Origin of the sequence: Pseudomonas sp. FP1742 (assembly GCF_030687145.1) — a bacterium.
Classification (GTDB): Bacteria; Pseudomonadota; Gammaproteobacteria; order Pseudomonadales; family Pseudomonadaceae; genus Aquipseudomonas; species Aquipseudomonas frederiksbergensis_D.
In genome coordinates, this window is the sequence record NZ_CP117460.1 from 5,531,521 (window position 1) to 5,547,259 (window position 15,739).

Genomic DNA, 15,739 nt, shown 5'->3' on the forward strand with positions numbered 1-15,739 from the left:
AGTTTTTTCGCCTACTGCTTTTGAAGCGGTGTTGCGGTAAAGCTTTAGAAATTGCCTTGTACCCAGCTCTTGATGCGATCGAGCAGAGCGGCTTTCGGTTCGTCATTGCTGTAGCTGTCGCGGCTGCCGATGCCCGAGAACGAAATCCCGTCGGACTGCTTCTGCAGGCCGTACATCAACAGGCCAACGCCGGTGGAATAGATCGGGTTGCGGACGACGTCGTCCAGGCCCTTGACGCCATGGGGCACGCCCAGGCGAACCGGCATGTGGAAAATCTCTTCGGCCAGTTCGACCGCGCCTTCCATTTTCGACGTACCGCCGGTCAGCACGATGCCGGCCGGGATCAGGTCTTCGTAGCCGCTGCGACGCAGTTCGGCCTGGATCAGGGTGAACAGCTCGTCGTAACGCGGCTCGACCACTTCGGCCAGGGCCTGACGGGACAATTCGCGCGGTGGACGGTCGCCGACACTCGGCACCTTGATGGTTTCGCCGGCACCGGCCAGTTTGGCCAGGGCGCAGGCATAGCGAATCTTGATTTCTTCGGCGTACTGGGTCGGGGTGCGCAACGCCATCGCGATGTCGTTGGTCACCTGATCACCGGCAATCGGGATCACCGCGGTGTGACGGATCGCGCCTTCGGTGAAGATCGCGATGTCGGTGGTGCCGCCGCCGATATCCACCAGGCACACGCCCAGTTCTTTCTCGTCGTCGGTCAGCACCGAATACGCCGAAGCCAGTTGCTCGAGAATGATGTCGTCGATTTCCAGGCCGCAGCGACGCACGCATTTTTCAATGTTCTGTGCGGCGTTGACGGCGCAGGTGACCACGTGAACCTTGGCTTCCAGACGTACGCCCGACATGCCCAGCGGCTCGCGAACGCCTTCCTGGTTATCGATCACATAATCCTGCGGCAGGGTGTGCAGCACACGCTGGTCAGCCGGGATTGCCACAGCCTGGGCGGCGTCGAGGACGCGTTCCAGGTCGGCGGAGCTGACTTCGCGATCACGAATCGCCACGATGCCGTGGGAATTCAGGCTGCGAATGTGATTGCCGGCCACGCCGACAAACGCCGAGTGGATTCGGCAACCGGCCATCAGCTGCGCTTCTTCGATAGCGCGCTGGATCGACTGGACGGTGGACTCGATGTTCACCACTACGCCTTTTTTCAGGCCGCGGGACGGATGAGTACCGATCCCGACGATTTCGAGCGTGCCGTCGTCCGAGACCTCGCCTACCAGCGCCACCACCTTGGAGGTACCGATATCGAGACCGACGATCATTTTGCCGCTTTGCACGTTTGCCATGGGTCCTGCCTCTTCTTAATTCTTCGCGACAGCGGGTTGGGCTGTCGTGGGCGCTACAGGTTCCCGCCAGCCAACGGCGAGGCCGTTGGCGTAGCGCAGATCGATGCGCGCAATGTTCGTAATCTGCTCTTTGAGCGTCTTGTCATAGATGGCAATGAAGCGGCGCATCTTTTCCACCAGGTTGCCGCGTCCCAGCAGCAGTTCGATTCCCGGGCCCGCGCTTCCGGCGCCGGTGGTCAGGAACCAGCTGCCTCGTTCACGCAACTCCAGGCGTGCAATCGAGAAACCCAATGGCCTGAGCATCTGGCTCAGCACCTGGTATTGCTGCATCACTTGCTGCTGGGCCCGCTGTGGGCCGAACAGCTGTGGCAAGTGTTCGTAGTTCGCCAGCTCGCGCGGGGTGAACGCCTGCCCCTGGTTGTTCAACAGCGACTCATCGCCCCAACGGGCCACCGGCAGTTGTTCTTCCAGGCGAATCACTACCTGATCCGGCCATACCCGACGCACTTCGGCGTGGGCAATCCATGGCATCTGTTCAAGCTCCGTGCGCATGCTCGCCAGGTCGATGGTGAAGAAGCTCGCCGCCACATAGGGGGCGATCCGCTGCTGCACCGCTTGCTGACTGATGTAACTCAAGTCGCCCTGTACGGCGATCTTGGTGATCGGCCGGTCGGCGTACGGCAGCAATCGCTGTGCGCCTTCATAAGTGCCGAACCCCAATGCGACCAACAGCACGGGCCAGAACAGGCTTTTGAGAAAACCAAAGTTGGCTTTCGGCAGGCGCGCGGACATCGGCTCTTTGGCCACCATTCGGCTGGCACCCCGCGGCACCGGCTTGCGGCCGGGTGCGGAGGGCTGATGTCTCAGCTGTGCGCCTTGCATGGTCTTACCCTCGCGGCTCTTCGTTGCTGGTCATACTGGCGGCCAGAATCGCCAGAACCAGTTGCTGGAAATCCAGGCCGGCGGCACGGGCCGCCATCGGCACCAGGCTGTGATCGGTCATGCCCGGTGCGGTATTGACTTCCAGGAACCAGAACTGCCCGTCGGCGTCCTGCATCACGTCTGCCCTGCCCCAACCGGCGATACCCAACGCCTCACAAGCTTTGGCCGTGAGGTCCATGAGTTCCTTTTCTTTGTCGCTGTCCAGGCCGCACGGAATGCGGTACTGGGTATCGTTGGCGATGTACTTGGCGTCGTAGTCGTAGAAACTGTGCGTCGTGCCCAAGGCAATTGGTGGCAACACCTGGTCACGCAGGGTGGCGATGGTGAACTCCGGACCGTGAATCCATTGTTCGACCAACACTTGCGAATCGTAGGTACTGGCCGCTTTCCACGCCTCGATCAATTCAGACGTGGAAGTCACTTTGGCCATCCCGATACTGGAACCTTCATGGGCCGGTTTGACGATCAACGGGAAGCCCAGTTCCGCGGCCGCCGAAATACAATCGGCCTCCGAGCTCAGCACGGCATGACGAGGCGTCGGAATGCCGAGGCTGTGCCAGACCTGCTTGGTGCGCAGTTTGTCCATGGCCAGGGCCGAAGCCAGAATGCCGCTGCCGGTATACGGAATGCCTGCGCATTCGAGCAGGCCCTGCATGCTGCCGTCTTCACCGCCACGACCGTGGAGGATGATGAAGGCGCGGTCGATTTTCTCGCTCAGCAGACGCTGCAGCAGGTCATCACCCACATCGATACCGAATGCGTCCACACCGGCGCTTTGCAGCGCTTCGAGCACCGCGTTACCCGACTTCAGGGACACTTCACGCTCGGCACTCTTGCCGCCGAACAGCACGGCGACGCGCCCGAAATCTTTCGGTGCGACAGTGGAGACGAGGTTGGCGTAAGCAGCAGTCATTTCAACTTCCCCTCTACCGGTGCGGCAACGGCCCCGGCAAACAACGGACTGTTCAACAGTTTGGGTGCGAGACCGCCGATATCACCGGCGCCCTGACACAGCAGAATGTCGCCGGCACGCAGCAGCGGCTTGACGATCGGCGCGAGGTCGACACCGCGCTCGATGTAGATCGGGTCGAGCTGACCGCGCTGGCGGATGCTGTTGCACAGCTTGCGGCTATCGGCGCCCGGAATCGGCTCTTCGCCGGCCGGGTAGACTTCCATCAGCAGCAACACATTGGCGTCGGCCAGCACATTGACGAAATCGTCGTACAGGTCGCGGGTGCGGCTGTAGCGGTGCGGCTGGTAGACCATCACCAGACGGCGCTCCGGCCAGCCACCGCGCACGGCTTTGATCACGGCCGCGACTTCGGTCGGGTGGTGGCCGTAGTCGTCCACCAGCATCACGTTGCCGCCTTCGACCGGCAGTTCGCCGTACACCTGGAAGCGTCGACCGACCCCCTGGAACCCGGACAGGCCCTGGACGATGGCTTCATCGCTGACGCCTTCGTCAGTGGCAATGCAAATGGTCGCCAGCGCGTTCAGCACGTTGTGGTTGCCCGGCATGTTCACCGAGACATCCAGCGGCTCGCGGTCAGGGCGCAGCACGGTGAAGAAGGTCTGCATGCCTTGCTGACGCACATTGATGGCGCGCACATCGGCGTCGTCACCGAAGCCGTAAGTGACCGTCGGACGTTTCACCAGCGGGAGGATTTCACGCACCACCGGATCGTCCAGGCACACCACCGCCAGCCCGTAGAACGGCAGGTTGTGCAGGAACTCGACGAAGGTTTTCTTCAGTTTGTTGAAGTCACCGTCGTAGGTCGCCATGTGATCGGCGTCGATGTTGGTGACCACGGCCACCAGCGGCTGCAAGTGCAGGAAGCTGGCATCGCTTTCGTCGGCTTCGGCGATCAGGTAGCGGCTGGTGCCGAGCTGGGCATTGGTACCCGCGGCATTCAGACGGCCACCGATGACGAACGTCGGGTCCAGGCCACCGGCGGCGAACACCGAAGCGATCAGGCTGGTAGTGGTGGTTTTGCCGTGGGTACCGGCGACGGCAATGCCGTGGCGGTAGCGCATCAGCTCGGCCAGCATCTCGGCACGCGGCACCACTGGAATCCGGCGTTCCAGGGCGGTGGCGACTTCCGGGTTGGAAGTGTTGACGGCGCTCGACACCACCAGCACGTCGGCGGCTGCGGCGTTCTCGGCACGATGGCCGATGAAAATATGCGCACCAAAAGATTCCAGGCGCTCGGTCACCGGCGAAGCTTTCAGGTCGGAACCGGACACTTCATAGCCCAGGTTCAATAAAACTTCAGCAATGCCGCACATGCCCACGCCGCCGATGCCGACGAAGTGGATCTTACGGATGCGGCGCATTTCCGGTTGCGGCATGGCTTTCTGATTCTCAACCATGGGCCACCTCCAGGCAGGTATCGACCACGTTACGGGTGGCATCGGGTTTGGCCAGGCGGCGTGCCGCGGTGGCCATGTCGTTGAGTCGTTGCGGTTGCATCAAGACCTCTGTCAGGCGAGCGGCAAGGTCCGCTGCGCCAGTCGTTCTTTGCGGCATCAGGAAGGCTGCGCCTTCACGGGCCAAATAATCGGCGTTGCGGGTCTGGTGATCGTCGATCGCGTGGGGCAAAGGCACCAGCATCGAGGGCAGACCGGCGGCCGCCAGTTCGCTGATGGTCAACGCACCTGCACGGCACACCACCAGGTCGGCCCAGCCATAGGCTTGGGCCATGTCTTTGATGAAAGGCTGCACTTGCGCCTCGACGCCAGCTGCGCGATAGCGCTCTGCAGTCACTTCATCGTGGTTTTTGCCGGCCTGATGAAACACGTCCGGGCGCAGGTCGGGGGCGACTTGCGACAGGGCTTCAGGCAGCAACTTGTTCAACGGCTCTGCGCCCAGGCTTCCGCCCAGGATCAGCAAACGCGCCTTGCGACCAGCCAGGGCAGGTCGCGGTGTTTCGAGGAACAGCTCGGTGCGCACCGGGTTACCGGTGGTGCGACGGCTGTCCGACAGGGTAAAGGTGTCGGGGAACGCTTCACAGACTCGGGCGGCCAACGGCACCAACAACCGATTGGCGGTACCGGCCACGGCGTTCTGCTCATGAACGATGACCGGCACGCCGGCCAGTCTGGCGGCAACACCGCCGGGGCCGGTCACAAAACCACCAAAGCCGACCACGCAGACCGGCCGCAGCTGACGAATGATCGCCCGTGCCTGCCAGACCGACTTGAGCAACATGATCGGCGCCTTGAGCAGGGACAACTTGCCCTTGCCGCGCAAACCGCTGGCGTGGATCCGATGCAATTCAATACCGGCCGCCGGCACCAGATCGTTTTCGATCCCCCGGGGCGTGCCGAGCCAGTGCACGGTGTAGCCACGGGCCTGGAACTCACGCGCACAGGACAGTGCCGGGAACACATGGCCCCCGGTGCCGCCAGCCATGATCAGTACGTTAGCGCCCATGGTTCGGCTCCTCGGCGAAGTCGCTCTCATGGAATTCCATTTCTTCGCTGCCCAAATGGGTTCGACTCTCCCACTCGATGCGCAGCAACAAGCCAAGACAGGCACAGCAGATCACCAACGAACTGCCGCCATAACTGAGGAATGGCAGGGTCAGACCTTTGGTCGGCAGCAGGCCGACGTTCACGCCGATGTTGATCAGGAACTGGCCGATCCACAGGAACGACAAGCCGTAAGCAACGTAGGCGGCAAAAAACTGTTTCGCTTTCTCGGCCCACAAGCCGATGTACATGCCACGAATACAGACGAAGACGAACAGCGCCACCGTGCACAAGGAACCCACGGCCCCCAGCTCTTCAGCCAGCACCGAAAACACGAAGTCGGTGTGGGCCTCCGGCAGGTAGAACTGTTTCTGCACGCTGTTGCCCAGGCCGACGCCCAGCCATTCGCCGCGACCGAACGCGATCAATGCCTGGGACAACTGGTAGCCGGCACCGAACTGGTCGGCCCACGGATCGGCAAAGTTGGTCAGACGTGCCATCCGATACGGCTGCATCTGAATCAGCAACACCACCGCCGCGACAGCCAGGACAACCATCAGGGAAAAACGGAACAGCCCGACCCCACCGAGGAACAGCATCGCCGCCGCTGCCCCCATCATCACGACGGTGGCCCCGAAGTCCGGCTCCATCAGCAACAGGCCCGCCATCGGCAGCAGCACAATGAACGGCTTGAAGAAGCCCATCCAGCTTTCACGCACTTCTTTCTGGCGACGCACCAGATAACCGGCGAGGTAGATCACCACGAACACCTTGGCGATTTCGGAAGGCTGAACGTTGAAGAAACTGAAGCCGATCCAGCGCATCGAACCGTTCACTTCACGGCCGATCCCCGGAACGATCACCATCACCAGCAAACCGAATGCACCCAGCAGCATCAGCCAGCCCAGGCGTTGCCAGGTGGCGATCGGAATCATCATGGTGACGACGCAGGCACCAAGGCCCAGCACGATGTAGATAAGGTGGCGAATCATGTAATACAGGGCGCTGCCCGACTGCACCGCCGCCACTTCGGTCGATGCCGATGCGATCATGACCAGCCCCAGGCCGAGCAGCGCCATGCAGCCGGCGAGCATCGGGAAGTCGAGGTCGATACCGCGCCCGGTGATGATCGGCGACGGATATGGCTTGATGATGTTTCTCAGGCTCATGCCAGATCCTCCACGGCGCGGACGAACTGGTGACCACGGTCTTCATAGTTCTTGAACATGTCGAAACTGGCGCAGGCCGGCGACAACAACACCGCGTCGCCCTTTTCTGCGATGGCGCGGCATTGCGCGACCGCTTCGATCAGCGAACCCGCGCGAATCAGCGGTACGGCATCGCCAATGGCCTCACCGATCTTGTCGGCGTCACGGCCCATCAAAATGACGGCGCGGCAGTTGGCCGCCACCGGATCACGCAAATCCTTGAATTCGGCGCCCTTGCCATCGCCACCGGCGATCAGCACCAGCTTGCCGTCGATGTCCGCGCCCAGGCCTTCGATGGCCGCCAGAGCGGCACCGACGTTGGTGGCCTTGGAATCGTTGTAATAGCCTACGCCGCCCAGGTCGCGCACCCACTGGCAGCGATGCTCGAGCCCGGCGAAATTGCGCAGGGCCGAAAGCATGGCGTCGAACGGCAGGCCGACAGCGTGGCCGAGCGCCAATGCCGCCAGGGCGTTGGACTGGTTATGCGCGCCACGAACTTTCAGCTCGCGTACCGGCATCAGGTTCTGGAATTCGAAGGCCAGGTATTTCTCGCCGTCCTCTTCCCGGATACCAAACGCCTTGAAGTCGGGCTTGTTCAAACCGAAGGTCCAGCATGGCTGACCTTCGCCCATCAGCGGACGGCTCAAGGCGTCCTGACGGTTGACCACAAACTGCCTGGCGCCCCGGAAGATCCGGTGCTTGGCCAGGTGATAGGCCGGCAGACCGCTGTAGCGGTCCATGTGGTCTTCGCTGACGTTGAGCACGGTCGCCACTTCAGCGTTGAGCTGATCGGTGGTTTCGAGCTGGAAGCTCGACAGCTCCATCACGTACAGCTCGACGTCGTCGCTGAGCAAATCCAGCGCCGGCGTGCCGAGGTTGCCCCCGACGGCAACACGCTTGCCGGCCGCAGCCGCCATCTCGCCGACCAGGGTGGTGACGGTGCTTTTGGCGTTGGAACCGGTGATGGCGATAATCGGCGCTTTCGCGTTACGCGCAAACAGCTCGATGTCGCCGGACATTTTCACGCCACGGGCGGCGGCAGCCTGCAGGGCCGGGGTCGCCAGCGCCAGGCCGGGGCTCACGTAGAGCTCGTCGGCGCGGCACAGGAATTCGACGTCCAGCTCGCCACAACGCACTTCCACGTGCGGATAGTCACGCTTGAGCGTGGCCAGTTCCGGTGGATTTTCCCGCGTATCGGCGACAGCAAACGACACGCCCCGATTCGCCAGGAAGCGAACCAGGGACATGCCGCTCTTGCCGAGGCCGACAACGATGCGGAAGTGGTCAGAAGCGATCAGAGACACTCGTTCTACCTCAGCTTCAGGGTGGCAAGGCCGATCAACACGAGAATCACGGTGATGATCCAGAAACGGACGATCACGCGTGGCTCGGGCCAGCCCTTGAGTTCAAAGTGGTGATGAATCGGTGCCATGCGGAACACACGGCGACCGGTCAGCTTAAAGGAAGCAACCTGAATGACGACTGACAGGGTCTCCATCACGAACACACCGCCCATGATGAACAGAACGATTTCCTGACGGACGATCACCGCGATGGTGCCCAAGGCCGCACCCAGCGCCAACGCGCCGACGTCGCCCATGAAGACCTGCGCCGGGTAGGTGTTGAACCAGAGGAAACCCAGGCCCGCACCAATCAAGGCGCCGCAGAACACGATCAGCTCACCCGCGCCCGGTACGTAAGGAATCAGCAGGTATTCGGCGAACTTCACGTTACCCGACAGGTAGCAGAAGATCCCCAGGCCACCGCCGACCATCACAGTGGGCATGATCGCCAGACCGTCGAGGCCGTCGGTCAGGTTGACCGCGTTGCTCGAGCCGACAATCACGAAATAGGTCAGGACGATGAAGCCGGCGCCCAGCGGAATGCTGTAGTCCTTGAGCATCGGCAGGATCAGGGTGGTTTCCACCGGCGTCGCGGCAGTCATATAAAGGAAGATCGCTGCGCCCAGGCCGAATACCGACTGCCAGAAATACTTCCAGCGGCTCGGAAGGCCGCGGGAGTTTTTCTCGATGACCTTGCGGTAGTCGTCGACCCAGCCGATGGCGCCGAACAGCAGGGTCACCAGCAACACGACCCAAACGTAACGGTTGGTCAGGTCAGCCCAAAGCAATGTGCTGACGCCAATGGAGGAAAGAATCAGCGCGCCGCCCATGGTCGGGGTACCCGACTTCGACAGGTGCGATTGCGGGCCGTCGTTGCGAACGGATTGACCGATCTGACGGTTCTGCAGAGTACGGATCATCCACGGGCCATAGCACAGCGACAAGACCAGCGCGGTCAGCACACCGAGGATCCCGCGCAGGGTCAGGTACTGAAAGACCGCGAAGCCTTTGTAGAACTGTTGCAGATACTCCGCTAGCAGCAGCAGCATTAATGTTTCTCCAGACTGGTCCCGCACAAAGCGGCGACGATGTTTTCCATCGCGGCGCTGCGCGAGCCCTTGATCAAAAAGGTAGTGTTTGTGTCCTGCTCGGCTTCCAGGGCCTTGATCAGTTCAGCCTGCGTGCTGAAGTGAAAGGCCTGTTCGCCGAAAGCGTTCACGGCGTGGACCATCATTGGCCCGACGGCGTAAAGCGCGGAAACCTTGCCGCGGGCGTACGCACCCACATCGCGGTGCCCCTGCTCTGCCCACGCGCCCAACTCGCCGATATCTCCGAGCACCAAAACGGTGCGACCGGAAAAGCCGGCGAGTATATCAACGGCGGCGCACATAGAGGTGGGGTTCGCGTTGTATGTGTCATCGATTACGCGCATGCCGTTAGGCGCCAGTTGCGCGACGGTGCGTCCCTTGACCGGCTGCACCGCGCCAAGGCCGGTGGCGATGCCGAACAGCGACACACCCAAAGCATTCGCGGCAGCGGCAGCGGCCATGGCATTGGCGACGTTATGGGTGCCGAGCAGATTCAGCTGAACCCGCTCCACACCTTCAGGGCTGTGCAGGTTGAACGCCGGGCAACCGCGGGCATCGCGATCCAGGTCGCTGGCATGGAAATCGGCGTTGACGTTGCTCAGGGCAAAAGTCAGCACTTTTCGACCGACGGCACGGGTCTTCCAGATGTCGAAGGCCTTGTCGTCGAGATTCAGCACGGCGATGCCATCGGCATCCAGCCCTTCGAGAATCTCGCCCTTGGCTTCGACGATTTTTTCCGGCCCGCCGAACTCACCGACGTGGGCGGTCCCGGCGTTATTGATGATGGCCACGTGGGGCTTGGTCATGGCGACGGTGTAGGCGATTTCGCCGATGCGCGAAGCGCCGAGCTCGATCACCGCAGCGGTATGCTCCGGCGCCAGTTCGAGCAAGGTCAGCGGAGCGCCGAGGTCATTGTTCAGGTTGCCACGGGTCGCCAACACCGGACCGCGGGTGCGCAGGATGCTCGCCAGCATTTCCTTGACCGTGGTCTTGCCGCTGGACCCGGTAACGGCCGCAACCGGCTGAGTGAACGCGGCACGGTTGATCGCGCCCAACTGGCCGAGGGCCTGGCGGGTGTCCTTGACCAACAGTTGCGGCAGCGTGCTGTCAGCCACTTCGCGCTCGACCAGGGCACCGACGGCGCCTTTGGCGGCGACATCATTCAGATAGTCATGACCATCGAAACGCGGGCCGGCCAGAGCGATAAACAGCTGGCCGGGCTTGATCGCGCGGCTGTCGATGCTCACGCCGTCGAAGCTGGCATCAGCGGCAACCAGACGGGCATTCAGCGCGCCGGTCAGTTCACTCAGTTTCAAGGCTTTAAGCATGGGCCACCTCCCACGCGGTCAGGGCATGATCGGCCTCGACCAGATCGGAGAAAGCGTGGCGCTCGCCGTTGATTTCCTGATAGTCCTCGTGGCCTTTACCGGCCAGGACAATCACGTCATCCGCCGAAGCACCGGCGATCAACTGGGCAATCGCCTGGCCACGGCCGGCGACGAAGGTGACTTTATCCACAGCGGTAAAACCGGCGCGGATGTCGTCGAAAATCACGGAGGGGTCTTCAGTGCGCGGGTTGTCGTCGGTGACCAGTACGCCATCGGCCAGGCGCTCGACCACTTCGGCCATCAACGGACGCTTGCCGCGATCGCGATCACCGCCACAGCCGAACAGGCACAACAACCGGCCTTTGGCGTGAGGACGCAGGGCCATCAAGACTTTTTCCAGCGCATCCGGGGTGTGGGCGTAATCGACCACCACCAACGGCTGAGTGCCGCCGCCCAGACGCTGCATGCGACCGGCCGGACCTTCGAGTTTCGGCAGCACGTTGAGGATTTCGTCCAGCGCGTAGTCCAGACCGAGCAAGGCACCGACCGCGGCTAACACGTTGCTCAGGTTGAAACGGCCGAGCAAGGTGCTGCGCAAATGGTGCTCGCCCTGAGGCGTTACCAATGTGGCGCGCACGCCTTCATCATTGAACTGCGCTTCGCGGCAATACAGGTATGCGCTGGAGTCTTCCAGGCTGTAAGTGATCAACCGCGACTCACCCTCATCAGCCGCCAGTTGCCGGCCAAAATCGTCGTCGAGGTTGACCACCCGGCACTTCAGATCATTCCAGGCAAACAACTTGGCCTTGGTTTCGCCATAGGCCTGCATGGTGCCGTGGTAATCCAGATGATCGCGCGACAGGTTGGTCATTACCGCTACATCGAAGGCCAATGCGGTTACACGGCCCTGATCCAGCCCATGGGAAGAGACTTCCATGGCCACGGCTTTGGCGCCGGCTTTCTTCAAATCGGCAAGGGTCGCCTGCACCGCAATCGGATTCGGCGTAGTGTGCAGGCCGCTTTCCAGCGCGCCGTAGAAACCGGAGCCCAGGGTACCAACGATGCCGCAGTGTTGACCGAGCAAATCGAGGGCTTGCGCGACCAATTGAGTCACGCTGGTCTTACCGTTGGTGCCGGTCACGCCAATCAGATTGAGGTGACGGCTCGGGTCGCCATAAAAGCGCCCCGCGATGTCCGACAGTTGTGCCGCCAGGCCTTTGACCGGAATCATCGGCACATCGGTAATCGGCAGCACGGTCGCGCCTTCGACTTCATACGCTACGGCAGCGGCACCGCGCTGCAAGGCGTCGGCGATGTGCGCACGGCCGTCGAACTTGCCGCCCGGGACCGCGAGGAACAAATCGCCGGCCCGTACGTTACGGCTGTCCAGCGCCAATTCGCGGATCAATAGATCATGGCCGGCGTGGGCGAAAATCTTGTTCAGGCTCAGCGACATCAGCCGCGCCCTCCATTAGCTTTCAGCGGAACGACCGGGGCGGCGTTCGCCTGTTGAGTGGCCGGCAGGTTGTCCGGGGTGACGTTCATCAGGCGCAGAGTCCCGGACATCACTTTGCTGAACACCGGCGCCGATACCAGACCACCGAAGTAACCGGCCTTGGTCGGTTCATCGATCACCACCACGATCGCGTAACGCGGGTCGCTCATCGGGCCGAAACCGGCGAACAGCGAGCGGTAGGAGTTCTCGGCGTAGCCTTTGGTTCCGACCGACGTTTTACGCGCGGTACCCGACTTGCCGCCCACGTGATACGCCGGCACCTGGGCACGGAATACACCACGCGGGGCTTCGATCACTTGTTGCAGCATGGTTTGCATGGTTTTCGCGACGGCTTCCGGCAGTACCTGAGTGGTTTGCGGCGCCTTGTCGGTTTTGATCAGGGTCAGCGGCGCGAGGCGACCGTTGTTGGCCAGGGCCGAGAAGGCGTGGACCAACTGGATCGCGGTCACGGAAACACCGTAGCCGTAGGACAGCGTGGCGGTTTCAGCCTTGCGCCATTCGCGGTAGTTCGGCAGGTTGCCGACGCGCTCGCCCGGGAAGCCGAGGCCGGTGTCCTGGCCGAGGCCGACTTTCTGCGCCAGACGGAAAATCGTTTCGCCGCCGATATCGAACGCGACCTTACTCATGCCGACGTTACTGGAATTGATCAGGATGCCGGTCAGGTCGAGCACCGGGCCTTCGGTCTTGGATACGTCCTTGATCGTGTATTTACCAATCTGCAGGCTGCCCGGGTACACCTCGACGGTATCGCTCGGTTTCCAGCGCCCGGTTTCGATCGCGGCGCTCATGGAAATCGCTTTCATGGTCGAACCCGGTTCGAACACGTCGATCATTGCGCGGTTACGCATCATCGCCGGTTGCAGGTTGCGACGGTTGTTCGGGTTGTAGGTCGGCTGGTTGACCATGGCGAGGATCTCGCCGGTCTTCACGTCCATGATTACCAGGCTGCCGGCCTTGGCGCCGTTCTCGATGATTGCGTTGCGCAGTTCGCGGTTGGCCAGGTATTGCAGACGCAAGTCAATGGACAACGCCAAGGGCTTGCCGGCCTTGGCGTTTTTGGTGACCTGGACATCCTTGATCAGCCGGCCGCGCCGGTCCTTGATCACCTGTCGCTTGCCGGCAACCCCGGCCAGCCATTCGTCATAGGCCAGTTCGATGCCTTCGCGCCCGTGATCGTCGATGTCGGTAAAACCGACCATGTGGGCGGTGACTTCACCGGCCGGGTAGAAACGCCGGAACTCTTCGATGCCATAAACGCCCGGTACTTTCAGATCGAGCACGGCCTGGCCCTGCTCAGGCGTCAGCCCGCGCACCAGATAAATGAATTCCTTGTTGGCCTGGGCTTCGAGACGCTCGGCCAGGGCTTTCGGATCCTGCCCAAGGGCGGCCGCCAGTGCCGGCCATTTTTCTTTGGCCAGCTGCATTTCCTTGGCGTTGGCCCACAGGGTGGTGACCGGGGTGCTCACGGCCAACGGCTCGCCGTTACGGTCGGTGATCAGACCACGGTGAGCCGGAATCGGAATATGACGAACGCTGCGTGCGTCGCCCTGACCTTTAAGAAAGTCACGGTCAACCACTTGCAGATCGATGATGCGCCAGGAAATCGCCGCCACCATGATGCCAAGCAAGCCCAGCACCAGACGGAACCGCCATGGAAAGAGTGCGCCTTCGAGTTTCATCATGGCGCCACCATCTGCACTTCAGCGGCGCCAGGGATGCGCATCTTCAGTTGCTCGGTCGCCAACACTTCGATACGGCTATGGGCGGTCCAGGTGCTTTGTTCGAGAATCAACCGGCCCCACTCCGCCTGCGCCTTGTCGCGCACGCTCAATTCGTTGTACAGCGAATTCAATAGCTGACGGTTCCAGTGGGCGCTATAGGACACGCCGATGGCCGACACGAGCACGCCGACAAACAGCAGCGTCATGAAAAAGCTTCCGCCGGGAAGTGGCTTGGCGAAGAGCTTGCTCACCGCAGTTTCTCCGCGACACGCATGATGGCGCTACGGGAACGTGGGTTGGCTTTGAGTTCGGCCTCGGAGGCGGACTGCGCTTTGCCATGGACTTTGATTTTCGGTTCGAAGGCGACGTGACGTACCGGCAAGTTGCGCGGCAAATTGTCGGACTCGCCTTTCACCAGTTTGCGCATGAACAATTTGACGATGCGGTCTTCCAGCGAATGGAAGCTGATCACTACCAGACGACCGCCGATTTCCAGGCACTCCAGCGCAGCTTCAAGGCCGGCTTCCAGATCGCCCAATTCATTGTTGACGTGAATGCGCAGCCCCTGGAATGCGCGAGTGGCCGGGTTCTTGCCTTTTTCCCACGCAGGGTTGGCGACTTTCAGCACTTCAGCCAGATCGGCGGTGCGCTCGAATGGCTTGATGTCGCGACGTTCGGCTACGGCGCGCGCCATGCGGCCGGAGAAACGTTCTTCACCGTATTCCTTGAATACCCGGGCGATTTCTTCCACCGGCGCGGTGTTGACGAACTCGGCGGCACTGATCCCGCGGGACGGGTCCATGCGCATGTCCAATGGACCGTCGTTGAGAAAACTGAAACCGCGTTCAGGGTCGTCGAGCTGCGGAGAAGACACGCCGAGGTCGAGCAGAACACCGCTGACCTTGCCGGCCAGACCGCGTTCGGCGACTTCCGAACCGAGCTCGGCAAAGCTGCGCTGTACAACGACAAAGCGGCCGTCTTCGGCCGCTAGCGTTTGCCCGGTGGCAATCGCTTGAGGATCTTTGTCGAATCCGAGCAACCGGCCATCAGGCCCGAGCTTGCTGAGGATCAACCGACTGTGCCCGCCGCGTCCGAACGTGCCGTCCAGATAGCAGCCATCAGGACGTACGGCGAGAGCCTCGACGGCTTCGTCAAGCAGTACGGTGATGTGGTTAAAGCCGCTATCAATAGTCACAGGATCAAATCACGCAGTTCATCAGGCATGGCGCCCGGTTGTTGAATGGCAGCCAGGTCAGCGGCAGAAACCGCATTCCAGGCATCCTCGTCCCACAATTGGAACTTGTTCAGTTGGCCCACCAACATTGCGCGCTTATCCAACTTGGCATATTCGCGAAGACGCGGCGGAACCAGAAAACGACCACTGCCATCGAGCTCGAGGTCGACGGCATTACCAATCAGTAAACGTTGCAGGCGGCGGTTTTCTTCGCGAAGCGAAGGCAGTGCGCGCAGTTTGGTTTCGATAATTTCCCACTCATCGAGGGGATAAACACACAAACACGGATCAACGGCATCGATGGTGACGATTAATTGACCGGAACTACGCGAAACGAGCTCGTCACGGTACCGGCTCGGCATGGCGAGACGGCCCTTTGCATCGAGACTGATAGCGTTAGCTCCGCGAAACACGTCAGCGTTTCTCCAAATATTAGCGTTTTGCGCTCAAAAAACCCACTTCATGCCACTTTCCGCCACTTGCGCACACTATAGGAATGCCCCCACCACACCGTCAAGGCGCGGATAGAAGGAAAAGCCTTACAGAACGGAGATTTAGGAGCGCAAAAGGAGGGGGAACGAGAA

Annotated in this window: 14 protein-coding genes; all 14 read right to left on the minus strand. The window is 61.5% G+C overall.

Going from position 1 to position 15,739, the window contains the following annotated elements:
* Window positions 1-44 precede the first annotated feature (44 nt).
* Genes ftsA through mraZ form a run of 14 tightly spaced genes read right to left on the minus strand, consistent with a single transcriptional unit; the run spans window position 45 to window position 15,568 of the window.
* Window positions 45-1,304 carry a cell division protein FtsA gene (gene ftsA / locus PSH64_RS25000; RefSeq protein ID WP_105347872.1) on the minus strand — a complete coding sequence of 420 codons (1,260 nt, stop codon included), beginning with the start codon at window positions 1,302-1,304 and terminating at the stop codon, window positions 45-47.
* 15 nt (window positions 1,305-1,319) lie between these two features.
* Window positions 1,320-2,186: a cell division protein FtsQ/DivIB gene (locus PSH64_RS25005; protein ID WP_105347875.1), complete on the minus strand. Its 867-nt coding sequence runs from the start codon at window positions 2,184-2,186 to the stop codon at window positions 1,320-1,322.
* 4 nt (window positions 2,187-2,190) lie between these two features.
* Window positions 2,191-3,159 (minus strand): D-alanine--D-alanine ligase, encoded by a 969-nt coding sequence (locus PSH64_RS25010; RefSeq protein ID WP_105347878.1) that lies wholly within the window; start codon window positions 3,157-3,159, stop codon window positions 2,191-2,193.
* The gene (murC, locus tag PSH64_RS25015; RefSeq protein ID WP_305479005.1) at window positions 3,156-4,616 is read right to left on the minus strand and encodes a UDP-N-acetylmuramate--L-alanine ligase; all 1,461 of its coding nucleotides are present in this window, start codon (window positions 4,614-4,616) and stop codon (window positions 3,156-3,158) included. Before murC ends, PSH64_RS25010 begins: the two co-directional genes overlap by 4 nt.
* Complete coding sequence (gene murG, locus PSH64_RS25020) at window positions 4,609-5,679, minus strand: undecaprenyldiphospho-muramoylpentapeptide beta-N-acetylglucosaminyltransferase (RefSeq protein WP_105347882.1); 1,071 nt, start codon at window positions 5,677-5,679, stop codon at window positions 4,609-4,611. The genes murC and murG overlap by 8 nt, the downstream gene beginning before the upstream one ends.
* Window positions 5,669-6,886 carry a putative lipid II flippase FtsW gene (gene ftsW / locus PSH64_RS25025; RefSeq protein WP_105347884.1) on the minus strand — a complete coding sequence of 406 codons (1,218 nt, stop codon included), beginning with the start codon at window positions 6,884-6,886 and terminating at the stop codon, window positions 5,669-5,671. The genes murG and ftsW overlap by 11 nt, the downstream gene beginning before the upstream one ends.
* Window positions 6,883-8,229 (minus strand): UDP-N-acetylmuramoyl-L-alanine--D-glutamate ligase, encoded by a 1,347-nt coding sequence (gene murD, locus PSH64_RS25030; RefSeq protein WP_105347886.1) that lies wholly within the window; start codon window positions 8,227-8,229, stop codon window positions 6,883-6,885. The genes ftsW and murD overlap by 4 nt, the downstream gene beginning before the upstream one ends.
* A 5-nt stretch (window positions 8,230-8,234) precedes the next feature.
* Window positions 8,235-9,317 (minus strand): phospho-N-acetylmuramoyl-pentapeptide-transferase, encoded by a 1,083-nt coding sequence (gene mraY, locus PSH64_RS25035; RefSeq protein WP_008016698.1) that lies wholly within the window; start codon window positions 9,315-9,317, stop codon window positions 8,235-8,237.
* Entirely contained in the window at window positions 9,317-10,684 is a 1,368-nt protein-coding gene (murF, locus tag PSH64_RS25040; RefSeq protein ID WP_305479009.1) for a UDP-N-acetylmuramoyl-tripeptide--D-alanyl-D-alanine ligase, read from the minus strand. Before murF ends, mraY begins: the two co-directional genes overlap by 1 nt.
* Window positions 10,677-12,140, minus strand: a complete 1,464-nt coding sequence (locus PSH64_RS25045) for a UDP-N-acetylmuramoyl-L-alanyl-D-glutamate--2,6-diaminopimelate ligase (protein ID WP_105347890.1) — start codon at window positions 12,138-12,140, stop codon at window positions 10,677-10,679. Before PSH64_RS25045 ends, murF begins: the two co-directional genes overlap by 8 nt.
* Complete coding sequence (locus PSH64_RS25050; protein ID WP_305481206.1) at window positions 12,140-13,879, minus strand: penicillin-binding protein 2; 1,740 nt, start codon at window positions 13,877-13,879, stop codon at window positions 12,140-12,142. The genes PSH64_RS25045 and PSH64_RS25050 overlap by 1 nt, the downstream gene beginning before the upstream one ends.
* Window positions 13,879-14,172, minus strand: a complete 294-nt coding sequence (ftsL, locus tag PSH64_RS25055) for a cell division protein FtsL (RefSeq protein ID WP_105347894.1) — start codon at window positions 14,170-14,172, stop codon at window positions 13,879-13,881. The genes PSH64_RS25050 and ftsL overlap by 1 nt, the downstream gene beginning before the upstream one ends.
* Window positions 14,169-15,116, minus strand: a complete 948-nt coding sequence (gene rsmH / locus PSH64_RS25060) for a 16S rRNA (cytosine(1402)-N(4))-methyltransferase RsmH (protein WP_370694458.1) — start codon at window positions 15,114-15,116, stop codon at window positions 14,169-14,171. Before rsmH ends, ftsL begins: the two co-directional genes overlap by 4 nt.
* A complete protein-coding gene (mraZ, locus tag PSH64_RS25065; RefSeq protein ID WP_003205355.1) occupies window positions 15,113-15,568 on the minus strand; it encodes a division/cell wall cluster transcriptional repressor MraZ in 456 nt (151 codons plus the stop codon). The genes rsmH and mraZ overlap by 4 nt, the downstream gene beginning before the upstream one ends.
* Window positions 15,569-15,739: the final 171 nt, after the last annotated feature.

Coding starts and splice junctions, on each gene's coding strand:
- ftsA (WP_105347872.1), bottom strand. CDS start 1,304: ATGGCAAACGTGCAAAGCGGCAAAATGATCGTCGGTCTCGATATCGGT.
- PSH64_RS25005 (WP_105347875.1), bottom strand. CDS start 2,186: ATGCAAGGCGCACAGCTGAGACATCAGCCCTCCGCACCCGGCCGCAAG.
- PSH64_RS25010 (WP_105347878.1), bottom strand. CDS start 3,159: ATGACTGCTGCTTACGCCAACCTCGTCTCCACTGTCGCACCGAAAGAT.
- murC (WP_305479005.1), bottom strand. CDS start 4,616: ATGGTTGAGAATCAGAAAGCCATGCCGCAACCGGAAATGCGCCGCATC.
- murG (WP_105347882.1), bottom strand. CDS start 5,679: ATGGGCGCTAACGTACTGATCATGGCTGGCGGCACCGGGGGCCATGTG.
- ftsW (WP_105347884.1), bottom strand. CDS start 6,886: ATGAGCCTGAGAAACATCATCAAGCCATATCCGTCGCCGATCATCACC.
- mraY (WP_008016698.1), bottom strand. CDS start 9,317: ATGCTGCTGCTGCTAGCGGAGTATCTGCAACAGTTCTACAAAGGCTTC.
- murF (WP_305479009.1), bottom strand. CDS start 10,684: ATGCTTAAAGCCTTGAAACTGAGTGAACTGACCGGCGCGCTGAATGCC.
- PSH64_RS25045 (WP_105347890.1), bottom strand. CDS start 12,140: ATGTCGCTGAGCCTGAACAAGATTTTCGCCCACGCCGGCCATGATCTA.
- PSH64_RS25050 (WP_305481206.1), bottom strand. CDS start 13,879: ATGAAACTCGAAGGCGCACTCTTTCCATGGCGGTTCCGTCTGGTGCTG.